The following is a 21,121-nucleotide window of genomic DNA, read 5'->3' as shown; positions in this document are numbered from 1 at the left end:
AAGATAGGTTTTTCAGTATTCCCAGGAAAGAGATAAAGGAAGTTACTATACATTTGTTGACATAAACCCAGATATACTCAAAAGAGTTAACGCGTCACCAAAAGATTTATCTAAATTAATTAGTATGGGATTTAAAGGTGTTAGGGCAGATTAACCATTTGATTCAGCAAATTATCTCTTACACTTTGTAGATAGGGTTTTAATTGGAGATCCAAAATAAGAATGGTTAAGAGATGTATCTATCGCATACAAGTCAGATAAGGTTAGGATAAAATTATATGACGAAAGATTTAAAGATTTATTGAAGAACAAATTTTACCTCTACGAAGAAAAAGAATATGTGATCGTTAGTAAGAGCAAGGAAAAATTTGAAAATAGCTTAAAGTACCGCATGAAAATATTTAAAAATGCGATTATACTGCTAAACAACGATATTTATATATTTAAAAAGGATTTAGGAGTAGGTTCTTTCACTCTTATTGGTGAAATAGACGATCTGAATCTTGAAATTCTCAGAATGAAAAATTTGAATTTTTTACTTAGATAACACTCTGTAATAACCAAATAAAATTAATCCAATTACGATTAGAAGTGAAGCTATTGTATATCCAATCCCTTGAAATCCGCTGTTGATAATTTTTATAAATAAATAAACATGTGCTGGATTATATCCATTATGTAAGAAAATTGCGTTTGCATTGTTGTCAGTTAAAGAAAAAGAGAAATTCCCATTTATCTCCTCACTTTTTATTAACTCTAAGTACTTAAGAACCTCAATTGTAACACTAGAATTTGTATAACCTTTAACTACAAGATCTCCTTGATACTGTGGTATACTTATCGTATATGCCCCAAGGTCTGATAAAGTTCTATTGAAGCTACTCTTATATATTACTTCATTAGAAACGAAATAAGTAATTGGGATTAGTAATATACCAAGGACTATTAAAAACAGGCTAATATAAAGAAGCTTCACATGTGAAAATTATTAAAACTGATTTTTAAGCATAATGGTAACAAGCAACTTTACGATTATTAATACTCTTACTAGGAGGAAAATTATTTTTACAAATATCTACTCTAAATGAGCAGTAAGGATAAAATGGGCATCCATTCTCGTTTAACTTTTCTTCACTAACTATATATTGATTATCTCTGTTCACACTAGCAATATCAATTATATTCTCTTTTAGAAATTTTGTATAAGGATGGAGTGGTTTCTCTAATATATCTAGAAAGTCTCCTTCTTCAACTAGTCTACCTTTGTAGAGAATTAGCCCTTTAACGTTTTTCACCTTATGGTAAAAATACTTAGCAATTCCTAAATCATGAGTTATCATAATAACTTTTAAGTCATTTTTTTCTATTAGATTTGCTAATAAATTTATAATGCTTAATCTTAATGAAGCATCTAACATTGATGTAGGTTCATCAGCTACTAAGATCTTAGGATTAGGAACTAAAGCTCTAGCAATATTTGCCCTCTGTAATTGTCCACCGGATAATTGGTGAGGGTACTTATAAAACTCCCTTTCACTTAATCCCACACTTTTTAATAACTCTATCACCCTTTCTTTATAGTTTTTCCTTCCGTAATATTTCTTTACAACATAACCTATTGATTCACCCACAGTCTTGTTTGGATTAAAAGATGCAAAGGGGTCTTGTGCAATATATTGGATTTCTCTCCTAATAATTTTCAGCATCTTTCTCTTATTTTTCCACACGTTTATTCCTTTATAATAATACGTTCCTTCAGAGGGTTTTATAAGACCTAAAATTACTTTTCCTAATGTTGTCTTACCGGCACCACTTTCTCCTATGAGTAATGCAGATGAAGTTATCTCATCAGTAGTTATATCTCTTAGTGCGTAAACAGCTCTTTTCCTTGAAAGTAATCCACCACCAAATTTAACTGATATTTTTTCTAGTTTTATCATAAAGAAAACACCTAACTAACCTAGTATTAGCTGTATACAACCCCGGTTCCTCCACCTTGCAAATTTCAGACACATAACTACACCTAGTATGAAAAGGGCAACCCTTCAGCGGTATTTCTCCTTCATTTATGGGTTTTAATTTACTAACATCCTTATAAATTGATGGAACTGAATTAATTAAACCTTGTGTATAAGGATGTAGCGGATTATTCATTATTTCTTCAGTGTTTCCAAACTCCATAACCTGCCCAGCATATAAGACAAGCATTTTCTTAGCAATATAATTAGCCACTCCAATATCATGAGTTATTAAAATAATTGTAGTTCCTAGTTCCTTATTTATTTTCATTACTAAATCAAGAATCGATTTTTGCGTAGCTACATCTAAAGCGCTTGTGGGTTCATCTAAAATAATAAGTTCAGGGTCAAGAAGAAGTGATAAGGCAATTAATACTCTTTGCTTCATTCCGCCACTCAGTTCATGAGGATAAGATGATAAAACTCTTTCATCTAAAGATACCATTTTTACAGCTTCTTTAGCCTTATCATATATAGTGTTCCTATCGGTAATACCGTGAGATATTGCTGTATCATAGAAATGATCAATTATTCTCATAACACCGTTTAAAGAATTTTGACTAGCTTGCGGTACATAACTAATCTTCCTCCATAAATAGTCTCTTTTAAATCTTTTAATGTCAACTGAGAGAATATCTTCACCTTCATAAAGTATTTTACCCCTGATTATCTTTCCTGGGGGTTTAATGCTCCTAATAATGGCTTTAGCCAAAGTTGTTTTTCCAGAACCGCTCTCTCCAATAATTCCTAATATTTCCCCCCTCTCTATTTCAAAAGAAACATCTTTTAATGCTACTATTTCTTGCTTGTGAATAAAGTAAGATACTGATAGATCTTCTACTTTTAGAAGCAATCTAGTCACCCATTTTTACTCTGGGATCTAACAAGGAATATGTTAGATCTGCCAAAAATACTCCAATTACAACTGCTAAAACTATTATAACTAAAATACCCATCTCTACTGGGTAATCGTTATTCATTATTGAGTTATAAAGAAGTAATCCCACGCCGGGATAACTAAAGATTTCTTCTAAAAAGACTGAACCTCCAAAGGAGAAACCTAATGTGATTATTAAACTGGTGTAAAGGGGTAGTATTGAATTCCTTCCAACATATTTTGATTCAATTATCTTATCCATTACACCCCTAGTTTCCGCAAAATCTACATAATCTTCCCTTAAGGTATAAATTGTATTAGCCCTCATGTGTATTGCCCAACCAGCTAAATTGATTAACGTTAAGGTTAAGATTGGTAGGGTTGCGTGATAAAGAACACTTTCAATAAATGGGAAATTAAATCCTGGTGTCACATTAACCGAATATGCACCACCGCTTGGAAATATATGAAGTTCATAACCTAAGAAGAATAAGAAGAGTGTACCTAAGATATAAATTGGTATAGCCCTAATCGTTATGAATGTCATAAGTAGAGTAGAATCTTTTTTAGTTCCTCTTTTATATCCCATAATTTCTCCAGCCCTAATACCAATAAAGAAGCTTATAATGACTGACGTTACAATCACGAAAAGTGTCCATGGTAAGGCATTTGCTATTAATGTAGTTACCGGTACCTCATAAACTATACTAACTCCTAAATTTCCATGAAGAAAATTACCTAAGTAAGTTAAAGCTTGAATAACTGGATTTCCATGTGGTCGTAAAGTTTCTAAATATTGCTCTAAACTAGTATATATCTCAGCTGATCTAATGGAGCTTAAGGCTGATGGAGAAATTTGGCTAAGAATATAGTTAGCTGGACTTGTAGGTGAAAATTCTAATAATGCCCAAGTAAATATTATTGTTGCTAAGATAGTAACTATCGACATGATAACACGTCGAATAAGCCATGTTTTCATAAATATAGTGTTAATTCACCAACTATATAAATATTTAATATAACTAACAATTGTTTATCACTAATTTTACGGTACTTAAACATTTGAAAAAGTTTATATATCATGATTATATATTCTTATTTTGTGATTGGAATGAAGGCTAAAATACTATATAGTATACCATTATTTATTCTACTGCTAGGCTTAATATTACCGTCTGTAACTATAATTACAAACTCACAAACTTCGAACGTATTAACAATTGGTTGGGTAACTAGTTCTCCATACACTAGCTTATCCTCATATAATCCAAACATATTCTCAGGTGGACTTGGAGGAGCATTTTATGGTCTCGTCTATGCTTATTCTGCAATACTTAACGTTTCTAACAATCAGATGTTACCTGGGATAGTGGAGAACTGGACGTTCTCTCCATCAAATTGGGTTCAAGAATTTAATTCACTTAGTAGTGTTAATGTTACACTATATTTGAATCCTAATGCTCATTGGGCAAACGGACAACCAGTTACTGCTTACGATATTTTAGCAACATGTCTAATTCTAGATATGTATAGTGCTCCACCATTTCCAAATTACACCGTGATTAACAATTACACCATAACTATCTCATACCCTAAGGATTATGTTTCACCATATCTAATGCCTTTTACACTTTTGGATACTGTAGGATTAGGTGAAGTTGCAGTTATAACTAATTACCAAGTATGGAAGCCGATTATCACACAAATTGAGGGTAACTGGACTTTATTACAAGAAGGTAAAGTAAAGACTACAGTATTTAGAAGTATGATAAGAAGTTTTAACCCAGCGTTAGTAGCTTCAATTTCTGCAGACTATAACGGACCATTCTATGTGAGTCAAATAACTCCAAGTGAAATAGTATTATCAAAGAATCCTGGATTTTATGCTGCAAATATGGTTCCATGGAATAAAGTAATAATCTATCAATATACTTCTTCTCAAGACCTATTAGCAGGAGTAAAAACAGGTGAAATAGATTTACTTTATACAGGGGCTACATCGTTACCATCTTTGGCTTTATCATCATTACCTAGTTATTATAAGGTAATCTCAATACCTCAACCTGGCGGATATGGACTATACTTCAACTTGCAAAATCCATGGTTAAAGTATGTGCAAGTGAGACAAGCAATAGCTTATATAATAAATAGGACTGCAGTCGCTTTGGTGGGTGGTGCAAAGTATTCCCCAGTCCATGTACCAAATGGAATACCTAACTTCTCATACTTTAATGAGTTTAGAACCCCCGCAGTATCTAACTTAAATCCATATAATGTAAACTTAACTAAAGCAGCAGAATTATTAGAAAGTGTTGGTTTTACTGAAAAGAACGGACAATGGTATACCCCCGCTGGTACACCATTTACATTAAACATTACAGACACAATTAGTTCATCACCAGGGGTAACTTCAATGTTAACATTAATAGCTGATGAACTAACATCATTCGGTATTCCGACTACCTATTCAGTTTCAACGATTGCTTCAATAAATCACCAACTTTACAAATCTGGAGATTATGGTTTGGTATTCCAAGCATGGGGCGGCTATTATCCTGGTACAGTTGATTGGTACTTACAACTACAATATCTTAGCGGAATACCATACAATGTAACTCACTGGGACCTACTAGTCCCATTACCTAATGGTAGTGTGTATAATATGTCAAAGCTTTACATAGAATCGACCGCACCAAATTCAACTTCTCAATTAATAGCAGCAAATGATGAAATAGCTTATGCATTAAACTACTATCTGCCAGTATTACCATTAGTCTATACAGATTATGTAATTGTTTATAATTCCAATGTAATATCAGCCCCTCCATCAAGCTCATGGTTCTGGGAAGAAGCATTATATGGAATTGGAGGGACAGCACTCTTACAAGCGGGATTCCAATATGGATATCTTGTTCCTACAACAGTAACTACAACTACCACATCAATACCAACAGTTACCTCTACAACTACAGTACCAGTTACCTCTACCGTTACCTCTACAACTACCTCTGTAATTCCTCCATCAACTGTGACTGTGAGTACTACTAATGTAGGATTAATAGTAGGAGTAGCAGTAGTAGTAATAATCGTGGTTATTATAGTTGCTGTACTCCTGCTAAGAAGAAGGAGGTAAAATAAAACGCTGGAAGAATATAGGGTTTTATTAGCTATAGGATACATTTTTTTATTCCTCTCAATTTTTTCTCTTATTTTTGATTATAATAATATGGCAGTCCTTCCCATCTTACTTTACATCCTCATCCTATCACTCTTCCTCATTATATTTTCAATTTATAAGATAAGAAAAAGCTTAAGAAAATGAACTACAAACTTCTCCCAAGGTAAAAATAGCATAAATGTGAGCATAGTGACGTTGGGCTTAAAGGAGCATAAGACCAACTAATAAAGAGGACTAAGTCCTATACTCAATTATAATTGAAATGAAAGTGTAGGGACAAACAGTGTCAGAAAAGATAAATACTGTTAATGTGAGTATTTTAATATGAACATACTAGAATATATAAGGCTAATATGGAGGAATAAAAAGAGTCGGGTAGGGCTAATTATACTTGTCTTCTACTTAATTTTGGCATTTATATTTCCGTTCCTCATTCGCCCACCAATAGTATCAACAATAAATGCTAAGAAAATTTTTCTTCCTCCTCAACCAAACTTTTATTATATCCTAGGTACTGGTCCTTTAGGTGAAAGTATATTAGCTAATATAGTTTACGGTGCTGGATTCATTATAGAATTGTCTTTGCTTGCGGGATTATTTACTACATTAATAGGAATTTTAATTGGTATAACTGCTGGGTATTTAGGAGGGATTGCTGATAACATACTTATGGCAATAAACGATATTGTAATGACACTACCTACATTAGTGGTTTACATTATTTTAGCCACACTTATCAGAACTTCAAACCCAGTTATCTTGGCATTAATACTAAGTTCCATGAGTTGGACAGGATTAGCAAGATCAATTAGGTCACAAGTTCTCTTATTAAAATCAATGCAATACATAGAAATTTCAAGGATATTGGGTCTTAGTAATTTACATATTATCTTCAGAGAAATAATTCCTAATTTGGGCTCATATATAGCAGTACACTTTATTTTCAATGTTGAAGGAGCTCTTTATGCCGCTGTAGGTCTTTATTTCTTAGGTGTATTGCCAGTGAATCCAAATAACTGGGGGTATATGATAAATCAAGCACTTAATATGGGTGCTATTTTTGGAGGAAAAGGAGTCTGGTATTTAATCTTCCCAAGCTTGGCTGTAATAGGGCTAATGTTTGGGTTGATTTTACTAAGTTATGGAATAGACGAAATAACAAATCCAAGGTTAAGAGCATGAACATCCCCTATTATGTTTTTAACAAAATAGCAATTGACTCGTTTTTTATTGACAAAGTATCTTTACCAGAAGACAGGATATTCTTAGTTATACCTAAGTGTGAAAACGAGGAAAAAGAGGGTATTGAAGGATTAGAGTTAAGCCAAATTATTTCATTAATAAGAGAAGGGTACGAGTCTTTACAGCACATGAACAAGAAAAAAATAGATAAGACTGATATATTAAAAAACTTGTATAATCAATCCTACTATCTGAATGAGAGACAGGAAGAGATAATAAAAAACACTAAATTAAGTATATTAAGGGAAATGTACGAAAAAATCTTTGAGGAATTAGGGACATATAAACCAAGACTTACATGGTATAGTGTGAATAAAGGAGAAGATGGTATTTATGTCTGTGGTAAATTATCAAAATCTTACACAACATTATATAATTATGATGAAAAATTTAGAATTTTTTTAGATAAAACTCTTATATGAACACAATGAAAGGTAAGCTTATTTATTCATATTCAACAATTATCTCCTTCTCAGCAATAATATCCCCATCAACAACTTTCCCATCAGCGACTATTCTTATAATCTTCTTACCCTTAATATCAATCTTCTTTAAAACAGCTTTACCCTCAATAATCTTAATCTCTGCCTTTCCCTTGTTTACATTAATTCTTCCCCAAAAGTCTGGCAAAACAATTATCCACGACAATTCCTCGATTGCAGGATCTAAAGTAAGGACTCTATTAATACCATCATAAATAAGTCCTAAATATGCTGGAATTATTAGCCATGAGGATAGAGGTCTTGAATAATGTGAACCCCACTCCCAATGATTCCAGAAGTTGCCAGCGATAGAATATCTATCATAAACTTCCTTTAACACTTTCTTAGCCTCATCAATCATTTTCTCATAAATTAAGTGAGAGGCTAAGTAAAACTCAACACCACTCCAAGGAGTATCTTGATGAATACTAGCTTCTTTAATCTTTAATGGATTTTCATATTCCCTCATTAAAGGCCTATAACCATCTGGATAAGCACCATTAATCACTCCTTCCTCTTCTTTCAAATTGTATTTGACAATAGATAGTAGAGTTTTCCTTGTCTTCTCTTTATCTAGAAGAGAATAACCTAATAGGTTTAAATAAAATTCACCTAATAGTTGTGAGGCCTGACAAGTTTTATCCCTATATCCAGATATTGGATCGTACCATAGGTCAAAATATTCGCCATTCCAAAGCATAGACTCATAAAGTGAGAGAGCGTTTTCAACATTATATTTATCTCCTCCCAACTCGTTTAGTATTTTCAAAGCTGAAATACCTAGAAGAGAAACAAAAGAGTTAATACCAACTGTGGTCCAATCATCGAAAGTGTTAACACTCATGTGAAAAGAATCGATACCTAATAAAGAGACAACTAAGAAGAGATTATCATAAATATTAACGTCCTTAAAATAAGAAAACACTTGCCTATTCCACTCAAAACCACTAGGTAATCTACTATAAATTAAGCCTTCATAAAAGTGAGTCCTTAAAACACTTTCCATAGCCTCTTTTGCTACAGGATATAAGGATTTCATAAATTCAATATCGCCAGTATATTTAGAAACTAAACCCCACATTAGTACAAATTCTGGATTTAAATCGTTCCTACCATATTCATCAAATTTTAAATCTCTATATATATAATGAGCAATTCTTCCCTTGGGATCTTTTCCAGTTTCCTTAGCTATCTCTTTTACAGTTTGCAAAAGCTTTTCGATAGAAGAGGGAATAGAGGGATCTTTAATCACTCTCTCTACATATTTTGATCTATTCTCTGGCATTGCTAATGAGTAAAAAATATATAGAGGGTTATCGTAACTTAATGCACTCCTAGAAGAGGTTAAAAGCAAATTCTTTGCTAATTGTGGATATAATACTGTAAGAGTATAAATAAAGTACGTGGAAACATCGATGGTATTTAACGCAGTATTAACTGGCCCATCAGTATATGGATGCTCACCAACTTTTCTTTCATCTGAGGTCTGATAATATCCTTCCCAGATATAGAAATTACCATCTTTCGACAACCATGTAGATTTAATAAGAGTTGTTAACTGAGATCCAACCAAATCAGCTATCCAATCCTCAACTCCTCGAGTATTATAAAGAGCATCATGAAACTCGTTAGTCATTTTTTCTAGATAGATAAGATTTTCCTCAGCATAATTTACGACATCAAGACAGTTATTAAAGAAGTTTTCATAATAATGGCCTATCTTTTTGCCGTTAGCAGTTAAGTGATTTGGAAAATACCAGCCTAGTATTACAATAAACTTCTTATTCCTATTACCAATAAAACCCCATTTATCACCTTGGCTTGTAGAAATATAACCCTTTTCTCTAAATTCATTCCACTCCTTAAATAGAGGAAAGTTATCTGCCTTTGCAAGCCATGGACTTCCAACAACCTTTATACATAAATTACCACCATACCTAGGATCCTTAGAGGTAACCTCACCAGAAAAAACTAAAGTATCCCTCTTAAACTCGATTCTACCGCTTTCAAATGGATTTTTTATACCTACTATAAAATCTGAATCCTTATCAACCTCATATTCAAATATTGCAACTGGCAAGGAGGAATTCTTAAGGTCATGTGGTATGAAAGGTGAAAACGCTTTAAGTCTAACTTCAAAATCATCCTTAAAGTTTAAGAAGGCAAAAGGCGGTTCTCCTATATATTCTAAACTCTTTATAGGTCTTAACCATGGTGTATAATATGGGCTTGCACCAAAATAATAATCATAAGCCTGGAGAATCCTCACCTTATTTCCATATCTTATTCCGGTAAAGAAATCGTTTTGAGTGAGATAATAAACCCTTCTAATCTCTTGTCTCTCAGCATAACTACCATTATTGAATATTGTCCAATCGTAAAATCTCCCATCAGCTCTTATTTCTATAGATCCAGTACCTATACCACCTAACACGACTCCAGAGTCCAGAGCATAATAATATGAATATTTCATACTTTCATCCTCCAAGAATAAAATATTACTGAAGCAGTTATAAGTAGAGGTATTAAAATAATTATCCCAGTATCAACATTAACTACGTAAATATCCATTAGGCTAGCCATTATTCTGCTTATATTAAGGAATATTTGCCTATTTATTAGGTAAGGTAAAAGAAGATTTCTCTCTATATTGTTCCAGTTATGGACATCTATTATAGGGTAGATTAGGGGGGAGAAGAACGAATAGAATATAAGATAAACTAGAGGATATAGAAGTATAAAGAAAGTAGCAACAACTAGAAGGAGAGAGGAGAATAAAACAACATAATTATGCCTAACCTTATTTATTATTTTACCTCTAATAAAATATACAGACAATAGAGATATAAGCCCTAAGATATAGTTGGTTATAGAGAAAAATGTATAGTTACCAGAGAAGATCTTATACATGAGGATTGGGTTCAAATTCCCCACAACATAATTATAACCAGCAACCAATGCTAAGGCAACCATTGTATACTTATAATTTTCATTTCTAGTAATTACAGAGAAAGATTTCTTTAAATTAAGCTTAACGTTAACCTTAATATCTTCCACTAGTAATATTACAGTAAGTAAAATTAAAGAAGATAAGATGAAAAGAATTATATAACCGGTATTATGAAAAATAGAAAGGACTATACCATAAATTGCTGGAGCTAGGAGAGTTGTTAAATAACCTAAGTAAGAAGATTTATTAAAGAACTCCATTTTTCTTGGAGTATTATAAAAGATCACATCCCAACCAAACCAATAAAATCCTTGAGCAAAGCCGTAGATAACGCTAATTAAGTCTACTAGTTTGTAGGAATTCACATTTAATAAAGCTAAAAGGAGATAAAAAGTAATGTAAAGAGATATACCAATCTTATATAAACTTAACACTTTAGTTTTTATTGAAAGTATATAACCAGCTATAAAATATGACATTAAGATAAAGAGTGAATTAAAAAGTATGAATTTCAACGCATAAAATGTTGATGATGTAACATAAATGTAAAGTGAGACTAATGGAGAGGAAATACTATTCCCAAAACCGAAGAGCCATGACGATATAAGGAAGTTTTTTCTCATTTAGTGAAGTTAGTTAAAGCAAACTTAATAAACCATGTTGAAGCACTACCAATATAATAAGGTAGTCCAACTTTATTACCAGTTATCCCATCAATCCTAGAACTCTGATTCCATTTCCCTAAACTCTTTATAGTCTCCCACTCTCTCTTAGCAATCTCAATTCCTTCATTCTTTAAACCCCTAATTATCATATGAGCAGAAACAGCAAAAGCAACCCTAGACCAGCAACTCCTCATCTGATCAGTCTCAGTATCAATACTACCATCTGGGTTAACAGAATTTACAAGACAGAACTTCGATGCCTTACCATTTAACTCATAAATACTCCTTAAAGCTTTAACAATCTTATCCTCATCAATTATAGGTTCTAAACCTAAAATATCACACCAGAATTGACCCAAAATTTGAGAACTCATACAACTCTCCTTTTTTCTGTTATTACTCTTCCACGCAATAAAATACTTACCATTCCATAGGGAATTAAAAGTCACTATACCTCTTCTCAAACAATCCTCATATTTTGAGTACTCCATTCCAAGAATCTTGGAAGCTGAGATAAAAGCCCTTAAGGCACAGAGAAACATTGACCCTACATATGATGAAGCACCATACATATAAGTGCCATCATAAGAATTATCAAACCCACCTTTACTATCGGGAATACAGTCCTTGTCCTTATCTAAAGAAATTAACCAATCTATAACTTCCTTCATTTTTCCGTAATTTCTCTTTAGAAAAGCTAAATCATTAGTAAACTTATAATCTCTATATACCATCAAAACCCAAGTAGAACCTAAATCTGTCCATGGATAGCCATAAGAGGCACCATAAATTGGAGCCTCAATACTTTCCTCACCTAAATCATGCGGTACCTCACCATTTCTAATAAATAAACCAAAGTATTCATCCATCCTTTTCACTAAATCTGGGTAAAGCTCAAGCAAAGGAAAAGATGCAGAATCCCAAGTCATGGCTCCTATAGTATTCATCAAAAGAGAAATCTCTGGATCCTCATAGATAACAAATCTACCATCCTTAGTAAACCAACTGTGGGTGAGAATATATAAACCATCCCTATATGCTTCATTAACCCACGAATCCTCATCCTCAAGCCCAATTTTAGGATCATTAGTAAAGATGTATTCCGCAACTTCATAAGAATTAGTAAACCAATTCTCGTAATAGTGACCATAAGGATAATGATGTGGCTTACCATTAAAATACCAAGAGAGAACAAAAGTATCTTCACCATTAATTTCTTTCCAAACAATCCCAGCAATCTCTTCCCTAGCATAACTTTCAATCTTATAATAATCTTTTTCACCTAGAGAAAGCAATGGTGAAATATCTTCAGTCATTCCCCTCTCAGATGGTACATAAAACGAATAACCCGCGTAAACTTTACAACCTATACAACCTAAAAACATATTACCATAAGCAGGATCCCATTGTAAAGACCTCTCATTAGTGAACAATACGCCATTTAATTTCTTCTTCAGTGCATAATTAACTCTCCCAGCCCTCCTACTACCCACAATATTAGGAAAAGATATTGCAAAGACTCCATTACCTCTAATCTTAATTACTACTGCTGGTAAAGAAGACTCTTTCAAATCCTTATTAATTATAGAATAAACAGTTATCTTAGCATTAACTTCCGGTATTTCATATTCTATTAAAGGGAATTTCTCCATAACCTTTATCTCTTTAACCTTCTTATACTCAGGAGGTGATGCAACATTCCTACCTGGATCTGTCTGAAGAAATATCCCATCTTTGACTATATGAAACCCCCTAATGTTTCTTAGTGGTTTACCCCAATTATTCATTATAGTAATATTACCAATTGTTAAATCTGGGAAGAACTCAATCTTTCCAGTACCTAAACCTCCTAAAGGTATGCCATTATCCATAATAAAAGATTTATTTTTCAGCATAAATCTCTACCTATGATTGAAGTTGAAGAGAGAAATGGGATTTATAGAATAAAGGTAAATAATCCAATCCCCCCAGTAGAATTTAACTTTCAAGGAGAAAGAGTAGATAAAATACCAGTAGGATTAAAAATAATTGAAGGCGAAAATTCCGTTGTTGTGGAAAAGAAATTAGAATTAGAGGAACACATAGTTGGTTTAGGAGAAAAAGCAACTGAACTTGACAGAAAAAGGTTCAGATACGTGATGTATAATGTAGACGCGGGGGCTTATAAAAGATTCCAAGATCCATTATACGCTAATATTCCCTTCTTCATCTCCATTTACAAGGGAAAAGCTACCGGATATTTTGTAAATTCTGCTTCAAAAGTCATTATAGACGTTGGTTTTACTCACTATTCAAAAATCATAATTACGATACCACATAAAGACGTCGAAATTTACGTATTTGAGGGTCCAACACCAGAAAAGGTTATTGAGAAATATACAGATGTTACCGGCAAGCCCTATCTACCCCCAAAGTGGGCTTTCGGTTATCTAATTTCCAGATTCTCGTATTTTCCTCAAGATGAAATAGTTAAGTTACTTGATTTAATGAAGGAATTCAAAGTTACCGGAATTTTCCTTGATATTGATTATATGGACTCATACAAATTATTTACTTGGGATAAGGAAAAGTTTCCAGATGTGAAAAAGTTTATTGAAGAAGTACACGAAAGGGGTGTAAAGATAATAACAATAGTTGATCACTCAGTAAAAGCTGACCAGAATTATGACGTATTTTTGTCTGGTCTAGGTAAGTATTGTGAGACTGATAAGGGAGAATTATTTGTTGGAAAATTATGGCCCGGTAATTCGGTATATCCAGATTTCTTTAGAGAAGAAACTAGGAAGTGGTGGAGTGAGTTAATTAGTAAATGGTTAAGCCAAGGTATTGATGGCATCTGGTTAGATATGAACGAACCAACAGACTTCTCACAGTATAAAGAGGGTGGAGATAGATTATTGTTAGCCTTTCCTAAGAATGTAATCCATTATCATAAAGGCAAAAAAGTGTACCATGAATTGATTAGGAATGCTTATCCCTATTACGAGGCTATGGCAACGTATGAGGGATTTAAGAACAAAGGAGAAGTGTTTATACTCACTAGGGGCGGTTATGCTGGAATACAAAAGTTTGCCGGTATTTGGACAGGCGATAATACGCCATCATGGGATGACTTAAAACTACAACTACAGTTGGTCCTTGGCTTATCAATTTCTGGAATAGCCTATGTAGGGATTGATATTGGTGGTTTCCAAGGTAGAGGGTTTGAAAAGATAGATAACTCGTTAGAATTATTGGTTAAGTACTTTGAGATTGCAATGTTCTTTCCCCTGTTTAGAACACATAAGGCTAAAGACGGAATTGACACAGAACCAGCTTTTCTGCCAGATTATTACAAAGAGAAAGTAAAAAGAGTGATAGAGACTAGGTATAGGTTTTTAAGTTACTTATACTCTTTAGCATTAGAAGCACATGAAACTGGACATCCTATAATTAGACCACTATTTTATGAGTTTCCAGATGACGAAAATACATATAGGATTGATGATGAGTACATGGTTGGTAAACATATACTTTACGCTCCTATTATAGAGAAAAGTGATAAAAGGATAGTGTATTTACCAAGAAAGAGTAAGTGGATGGAGTTCTGGAATCAAGAAATAAGCGAAGGTTGGGTGAATAGTAAGAGCAATTTACCGATATACATAAGGGAAGGAAGTTTAATACAGTTAGATGACGGAGACGTAGTTTCTTTTAGTGATGGTGAGATTAAGGGTAAGGCTGTAAGGAAAGAGAAGAAAATAACGTTTAACTCACCAACATATGTTAGAAATATTATAAGTGAATTTGGAATAGTTAAAGTAGATAAAGTTATTACTCAAATTAGCTTGTAAACAACGGCACATTGTTCATTTAAGAGTTACGTTCTTTTTGCATTATTTTGATTTATATAAACATTTTTACTCACGCCAGTATGGGAATCTCTTTTTTCTGAGATAAATAATAACATTAATCAAAATTGAACAAAACCAGTATCATTCAAATAAAACCACGCATATTTTATGATATCGAGTATAATTAAATATATTTTTATTAGAAAAACAGGAAATATAGAATTAATTTCACGTGATTAAAAAGGAGTACATAGAGTTAGCTGAAGTTCACGAAAAACAACTCCCCAACTTGAGGTAAAACCTTGTGCAACAACTCCCCTCATCTCCTTGAGGATTAGAAAATCAACAATAGCTTGAGAAAACTCCCACAACCTCACCCTCCTCCAAGAACCAACCAAAACATTCAAAAGAAAATAGGAAAGAAGAACGAGAACCAACTCCTTCCTAACATCACAAGTCCTAACCCTAAACTCCTCAAGAGAACGAAAAGCATTCTCAACACCCCACCTCCCCCTCAGCCAAAACAACAGCAGTCCTAACATCAACCTCTAACAAGAAAAGCTATAATCATACCATCCTCCCCACCCTCCTTCTTCCTTAAAATAACAAGATAAGCACCACTAACATGCCTAACAAGGAGAAAACCAGTATACCTAACACCACAATAAGTAATATCAACATCCTCCAACTTATCCACATACCTCCTATACATTTGATACCTAGCAGCAATAACAAAATCCAAGAGAAACTTAATAACCTCATTAACAGCAAACTCCCTATCAGCATAAACAAGCCTAAGATCAAACTTGTCCAACTCCTCCAAAACAACTTGCATCTTAAAATCCTCAGCAATATTCTTCACAGTTATAGGCAAAACATCAAGGAAAACACCCTTAATCAAGAGGAAAATTGCAATTTGAACGAGACCCCAAGAGGTCCCCCTATTAGGCTTAATCCTACTCAACAAACTCTTATCCTTGTGATACTGTGGTTCGGAATGGAGGTCAATAGCAACCCTCCTATCCCTAACCCCCCTCAAAACCCTCTTACCCATCTCCCTTAATGCCCTTCTAACATCATCAACATCAATATTGTTCAAGAGCTTTAATGCCCTTCTCCCCTCATTCCCAAGCCTACTCAAGTAAGTTCCTCTTGCCTTGAGTAAGGCTTTGAGGAGTTCTTCGGGGAAAAGTATATTAGTTAGAAAGGTGTAGATTAGTTTGAGGGCGAACCTGACGAAGTCCCTATTGTAGGGCTTCGTCCCTTTGTCTTTACTCCCCTTCATGTGTTAAGGTCCGCCCTCTAATATACAAACTTTTTCTCAAAAAATTAGTGTTTACTAGTCTTTTTTTGTATTTCGTTCATCTCATTTTTTACGCGAAAAAAGAGATTCCCATACTGACGTAAGTAGAATATAATAAATATACATAAAAATAATTTTTTATATTGCTTAACGATTAGCTCATATTTATATAAAATTAATACAGATGCTTAAATAAACAAGTAACAAAACTTAGTTAGCAACCCAATCGTTTAAATACTAAAAATCCACGAGTCACTCAAAGAATATTATAACCATGGTGCTGTTATTAGAATAATTTATATTTCTGTAAATTTTTAGCATACAATAATACCTTAATTTGATGTTCATACTCTATATAAAGAAAAGGTTATCTAATAAATTTATACCATAATGACAACACCATATTTATACTCATAATTATCAGTTATGGATGGAATTCTGCTGCTAGTTCCAAGATGTATAAAATCTCATATTATGATCTATGATTTTCTTATATAAATTAACTATATTAGTTTTTAACATATTTTTTACAACTGTTGAATTTAAGTAGTTAATTTTTAATTTGTTTATTATCATACATGATTATGCTTTCGGAAAAGGAAATATTTTATAATTCATACGACTCAAATATAAGAGCTTTTATAGCTTCCCCAGAAAATCCTAAACTGGCTGTTATTGTAATTCATGAGATATGGGGGCTTAATGATAATATTAAGGACATTTCAAGAAGACTGGCTAACGAAGGTTATTTTGCGTTTGCCCCCCAACTATATACCAAGTATGAAAATATCCTTACACCAGAAAATATACAGAATGTTATGCGAAAAGTCTGGAGTATACCAGCAGAAAAAAGGACGGATCCCAGTACATATAATGAAATAATCAGTTCACTTGATGAGAATGGTAAAAAAGTAGTTGAATTGTTAGTTACTGGAAGGGCTAAAATGGAAGAACAGATGATAAAGGATCTGATTAAGGCCTATGAATATCTAAACTCCCAAGGTTATAAGAAGATTGTTAGTATGGGTTTCTGTATGGGAGGAGGATTAGCTTTCCAGTTAGCTACTGAAGTACCGCTCGATGGGACTATAGTATTTTATGGTAGAAATCCTCAACCTATTGATGCTGTACAAAAGATTAACGGACCAATTCTAGGTTTGTATGCAGGCGAAGATCCACCAATACTATCTGGATTGCCGGATTTAATATCAGCAGTAATAAAATACAAGAAAGATTTAGAGCTCAAGATTTACCCTGGGGCATACCATGCGTTCTTTAATGATAGAGGACCAGTTTATAATAAAGAGGCTGCTGAAGATGCTTGGGAAAGAGTAAAGAATTTCTTAAAGAGGTTATCGAAATGAGTGAAAAAAAGGAAAAAGTAGATCCATGCTTTTTAGCATGGGTACATCTTTTTGAGGTTCTTGAAAAAGAGAAAAATGAGAAGAAAGAGCAATAACACAAGAATAATTTTTAATTTTATACTTAATTGTAAAATAATATTTAAAGCCGGGCTATATTCTGGCTGATATCTTTAAGTATTGGATTAGTGTTCAAAAGGACCTTAAATATAGTTAAACCATAAAATGAGATTAAAGATGAAACTTTAGAATAAAAGAAACAATTGATAAAAATAATAGGGTATAAAAAATAAAATAAAAATATTAAAGAAGTTAACAAGTTTGCAATATCTTAAAAGTTATGGTAGACATGGAAAATAAAAAATCGTAACCTAGAATTGTTCTAAGTATACACAGTATTGTAGAATAAAACAGATATTATGTAATTTTATAGGGAAAAGTAGGGACAAAGATTTAAGTTGTAGGATATGATTGTACTTCAAAACTTTCATTTAAAAATGCTTAGTAAGGTGATGAGATTGCATTTTCAAATGCCTTTTCCCAGAATCTCTTATTTAGGAAGAAGTATGAGACTAAGACGACTATAATCACAAAAGTAAAGAGTGGGAAAAGTAAGCTTAGAAATAAGATCACTAAAACAGGAATTGTTCCTATAAGCGTAAAGATCATTCTTCTCACATTTAGAATCTGTACACCAGACTGCGGAACTGGGTAAAATCTCGCAAGTATAGAGGAGATATATATAAAGGTGAGAGGAAACTCTAACGATGCTATAGCAAAACTTATATTACCAGACATGAATTCAGAAATTATTAATGGGATAAAGAGAATATATAAGGTGAGAGTTTTACTTAGTAAATAGTTTCTTGCAAATTTTGACGGTGGCATAATTGATAAATCTAACCAGAGTGGTTCATTAATAAATGATGCCTGTGCATAATTTAATAATAATATGAACTCAACTACAAGGATTAAGAACGAAAGCTGTGGAAAGAGATAAGCCAGCACTGCTATTACTATCATTGGTATCAGAACATAGTAGATTTTTATCCTTGCTATTAAATACTGTCCACCCGCTATTTGGCTTAGTCTTCCTCCTAGTTCGATTAAGTTTATGTTTTTCTTAAGCATTGTAAGAAATGGAGATGAAGATGGAGAGAAGATAATTGGATTTTTTATTGTCCTACTAGACTGATAATTTACTTTAACTAGATCGTATATGTTAAGTTTATTTAGAGAAAGAAAAGCTATTGCTAAGGTAAGTCCTAAAAGTATAAAATATGAGGAGGTGTAGTTATCTAACATTGACAATGGTGAATATGGAAAGTTAAAGTAAGCTGAAATGAACCATATTAGCAACAATAGTGTGAACAAAACTCTATATAAAGTCTTTAGTCGCAGAGATAATATAGGAATAAAAGAGAGTAATATAGAGAACAAAAGAAATAGCACAAATGATCCAAAACCTAAGATAGGGGCTGTAAATATAATTAAAATTCCAACTAGTAGCATATTGATTATCAAGTAAGAACAAATAATTCCTATTGCTAGCTCTTTTTCGTCAACAGGTATCATAAAAAGGAAATCTTGGTCAGATTTTGAAACTATTCTATTTGTAGGTAAAACGGAATATGAAAACAAGTAAATTGAAAGTAATTCTATTACTGCAGTTTTAAGGGGTAAGATTAATGAGACATGACCAGAAGTATAAGCTAATTCAGATTCAATTATTCCAATGTAAATGTAAAAGGCTAGAATTATTAGGGAAAGTATTAGTAGTGGAAGAGAGTAGGTTGACCTAATCTTTAACCATGCAATCTTAAATATCTTCATAGTATACCACTCATAATTTTTGCTACTATGCTTTCAATTGGTTCATCTTCTCTTCCTAAACTCCTAAGTTCATCTATAGATCCCGTCCAAATGACTTTACCGTGATTAATTATTATAACATGATCAGTTAGTCTTGTTGCTATCGACATTATGTGCGTTGAGACTAGAAGTGTACCATTCAGTGACTTTAAGATATTTATTACTCTTTCTTGCGTAGGAATATCTAAATAATTCAATGGCTCATCAAGTAAGATAACTTCTGGATTATGAAGAAGGACTAATGCTAAGGAAAGTTTTTGCAGATTTCCTCTAGATAATTTTCCGGCTTCTACGTACATATAATCTTCCAACCCTAAAAGGTATATCATCTCTTTAGCCCTCTCCCTAGGTAAATCTCTTAAAGATGCAAAATATTCAAGGTTTTCCATTACCGTCAAATTTCTGTAAGGCATTGCATCCTCTGGTAAATAACCTAGAATCCTTTTTACTTCTACAGAAGTAGGACTCATACCCTTTATATAAACTTCCCCGGCATCTGGTCTTAAGAGACCAGAAAGAATCTTTAAAGTAGTTGATTTACCAGCACCATTAGGACCTAATAAAGCGTATTTCCCATTACATGGGACTGAGAATGAAATACCGTCAAGAGCGGAAATTCCATTGAACCTCTTTATAACATTCCTTACTTCTATGCAATCCATTAAAAATGAATTAGTGGAAAGATTAAAAACTCTTTCACACGACTATGCTTTAATTCTTTAAAATAAGAAGAGAAAGAAGAGTTTCTTAACCTTCAAATTTAAGCTGACCATCTTTCTATGATTTCCTTGTTATTTAATACTAACATTAGTTTTTGAAGATTAGCCAGTGACCTTTCATGAGCTGCCTTATCAGCTGAAGATACGGCTTCTTTAGCAATTACCGGTAAGAAACCTAAAGCTTGTGCATGTCTAGCAGATGTTTCAACACCAATATCAGTAGCAATACCCGTAAATACAATTGTTGTAATTCCTACATTCCTTAACATTAATTCAAAGTTTGTACCAACAAATATACTAGGTGTGTTCTTGTTAAGTACTACATCACCCGGTTGGGGATAAACTTCTTTAACTATATCACCAGGATTAAAGTTTCTCCTAAATGCTGGATTTTGGAACCTTTCTGGATAAGGAGTAATTTTCGTGTAAACTATAGGAACGTTGTACTGTCTAGCCGCAGAAATTAATTCCTTTAGTTTCTCTAAGAATTCTTCTTTATTGAAAATACTATTTACTAATGCTTCTTGTACATCCCAAACAACTAGAACTGAATTATCTCTTCTTATATACTTTTTTAGCTCTTCAAGGTTGAACCAGGCCATAAGGTTATAACGGAGAGAT

17 protein-coding genes and 1 pseudogene are annotated in these 21,121 nt (G+C 33.0%); 7 read left to right on the top strand and 11 right to left on the bottom strand.

What is annotated here, in order from left to right:
• The first annotated feature begins 61 nt into the window (after nt 1-61).
• Nucleotides 62-154, top strand: coding sequence for a hypothetical protein (locus tag D1869_RS15840; protein ID WP_156015996.1), 93 nt, complete (start codon nt 62-64; stop codon nt 152-154).
• Nucleotides 155-301: 147 nt separating this feature from the next.
• Nucleotides 302-547 carry a hypothetical protein gene (locus tag D1869_RS13705; RefSeq protein ID WP_156015622.1) on the top strand — a complete coding sequence of 82 codons (246 nt, stop codon included), beginning with the start codon at nt 302-304 and terminating at the stop codon, nt 545-547.
• On the opposite strand, the gene D1869_RS13700 is transcribed toward D1869_RS13705, so the two are convergent.
• From D1869_RS13700 to D1869_RS13685, 4 genes are read right to left on the bottom strand one after another with little or no spacing between them, the layout of a single operon-like run.
• On the bottom strand, nt 536-976 hold the full coding sequence (locus D1869_RS13700; RefSeq protein WP_156015621.1) for a hypothetical protein: 441 nt from the start codon (nt 974-976) through the stop codon (nt 536-538). The two genes, D1869_RS13705 and D1869_RS13700, sit on opposite strands and share 12 nt — an antisense overlap.
• 25 nt (nt 977-1,001) lie before the next feature.
• Nucleotides 1,002-1,940: an ABC transporter ATP-binding protein gene (locus D1869_RS13695; protein WP_156015620.1), complete on the bottom strand. Its 939-nt coding sequence runs from the start codon at nt 1,938-1,940 to the stop codon at nt 1,002-1,004.
• Nucleotides 1,912-2,880, bottom strand: a complete 969-nt coding sequence (locus D1869_RS13690; protein WP_156015619.1) for an ABC transporter ATP-binding protein — start codon at nt 2,878-2,880, stop codon at nt 1,912-1,914. The genes D1869_RS13695 and D1869_RS13690 overlap by 29 nt, the downstream gene beginning before the upstream one ends.
• A complete protein-coding gene (locus D1869_RS13685) occupies nt 2,873-3,874 on the bottom strand; it encodes an ABC transporter permease (protein WP_010980622.1) in 1,002 nt (333 codons plus the stop codon). The genes D1869_RS13690 and D1869_RS13685 overlap by 8 nt, the downstream gene beginning before the upstream one ends.
• A 132-nt stretch (nt 3,875-4,006) precedes the next feature.
• On the opposite strand from D1869_RS13685, the gene D1869_RS13680 reads away from it, so the two are divergent.
• From D1869_RS13680 to D1869_RS13670, 3 genes are all read left to right on the top strand, one after another.
• Nucleotides 4,007-6,028, top strand: a complete 2,022-nt coding sequence (locus D1869_RS13680; protein ID WP_231113818.1) for an ABC transporter substrate-binding protein — start codon at nt 4,007-4,009, stop codon at nt 6,026-6,028.
• A 369-nt stretch (nt 6,029-6,397) separates the two neighbouring features.
• Nucleotides 6,398-7,255, top strand: coding sequence for an ABC transporter permease (locus tag D1869_RS13675; RefSeq protein ID WP_156015617.1), 858 nt, complete (start codon nt 6,398-6,400; stop codon nt 7,253-7,255).
• Nucleotides 7,252-7,737, top strand: a complete 486-nt coding sequence (locus D1869_RS13670; protein WP_156015616.1) for a hypothetical protein — start codon at nt 7,252-7,254, stop codon at nt 7,735-7,737. The genes D1869_RS13675 and D1869_RS13670 overlap by 4 nt, the downstream gene beginning before the upstream one ends.
• A gap of 22 nt (nt 7,738-7,759) precedes the next feature.
• On the opposite strand, the gene D1869_RS13665 is transcribed toward D1869_RS13670, so the two are convergent.
• The 3 genes from D1869_RS13665 to D1869_RS13655 are packed head-to-tail and all read right to left on the bottom strand — an operon-like array spanning nt 7,760 to nt 13,307.
• A complete protein-coding gene (locus D1869_RS13665) occupies nt 7,760-10,270 on the bottom strand; it encodes a GH116 family glycosyl hydrolase (protein ID WP_156015615.1) in 2,511 nt (836 codons plus the stop codon).
• The gene (locus D1869_RS13660) at nt 10,267-11,370 is read right to left on the bottom strand and encodes a hypothetical protein (protein ID WP_156015614.1); all 1,104 of its coding nucleotides are present in this window, start codon (nt 11,368-11,370) and stop codon (nt 10,267-10,269) included. Before D1869_RS13660 ends, D1869_RS13665 begins: the two co-directional genes overlap by 4 nt.
• Nucleotides 11,367-13,307, bottom strand: coding sequence for a GH116 family glycosyl hydrolase (locus D1869_RS13655; protein WP_156015613.1), 1,941 nt, complete (start codon nt 13,305-13,307; stop codon nt 11,367-11,369). The genes D1869_RS13660 and D1869_RS13655 overlap by 4 nt, the downstream gene beginning before the upstream one ends.
• Nucleotides 13,308-13,319: 12 nt before the next feature.
• Between D1869_RS13655 and malA the strand changes: the two genes are divergently transcribed.
• Nucleotides 13,320-15,245: an alpha-glucosidase MalA gene (gene malA, locus D1869_RS13650; RefSeq protein ID WP_156015612.1), complete on the top strand. Its 1,926-nt coding sequence runs from the start codon at nt 13,320-13,322 to the stop codon at nt 15,243-15,245.
• 256 nt (nt 15,246-15,501) lie between these two features.
• Here the strand turns inward: malA and D1869_RS13645 are convergent.
• A pseudogene (locus D1869_RS13645) lies at nt 15,502-16,530 on the bottom strand (transposase).
• 602 nt (nt 16,531-17,132) lie between these two features.
• Between D1869_RS13645 and D1869_RS13640 the strand changes: the two are divergent.
• Nucleotides 17,133-17,912, top strand: coding sequence for a dienelactone hydrolase family protein (locus D1869_RS13640; RefSeq protein ID WP_156015611.1), 780 nt, complete (start codon nt 17,133-17,135; stop codon nt 17,910-17,912).
• Between the two features lie 498 nt (nt 17,913-18,410).
• On the opposite strand, the gene D1869_RS13635 is transcribed toward D1869_RS13640, so the two are convergent.
• The 3 genes from D1869_RS13635 to D1869_RS13625 form a co-directional block, all read right to left on the bottom strand.
• Nucleotides 18,411-19,742, bottom strand: coding sequence for a hypothetical protein (locus tag D1869_RS13635; protein WP_156015610.1), 1,332 nt, complete (start codon nt 19,740-19,742; stop codon nt 18,411-18,413).
• Nucleotides 19,739-20,443 carry an ABC transporter ATP-binding protein gene (locus D1869_RS13630; RefSeq protein WP_156015609.1) on the bottom strand — a complete coding sequence of 235 codons (705 nt, stop codon included), beginning with the start codon at nt 20,441-20,443 and terminating at the stop codon, nt 19,739-19,741. Before D1869_RS13630 ends, D1869_RS13635 begins: the two co-directional genes overlap by 4 nt.
• Before the next feature lie 98 nt (nt 20,444-20,541).
• Nucleotides 20,542-21,102 carry a cysteine hydrolase family protein gene (locus D1869_RS13625; RefSeq protein WP_156015608.1) on the bottom strand — a complete coding sequence of 187 codons (561 nt, stop codon included), beginning with the start codon at nt 21,100-21,102 and terminating at the stop codon, nt 20,542-20,544.
• Nucleotides 21,103-21,121: the final 19 nt, after the last annotated feature.

This window comes from Sulfurisphaera ohwakuensis, from assembly GCF_009729055.1.
Taxonomy (GTDB): domain Archaea; phylum Thermoproteota; class Thermoprotei_A; order Sulfolobales; family Sulfolobaceae; genus Sulfurisphaera; species Sulfurisphaera ohwakuensis.
This window is presented reverse-complemented; position numbering and strand designations above follow the sequence as displayed.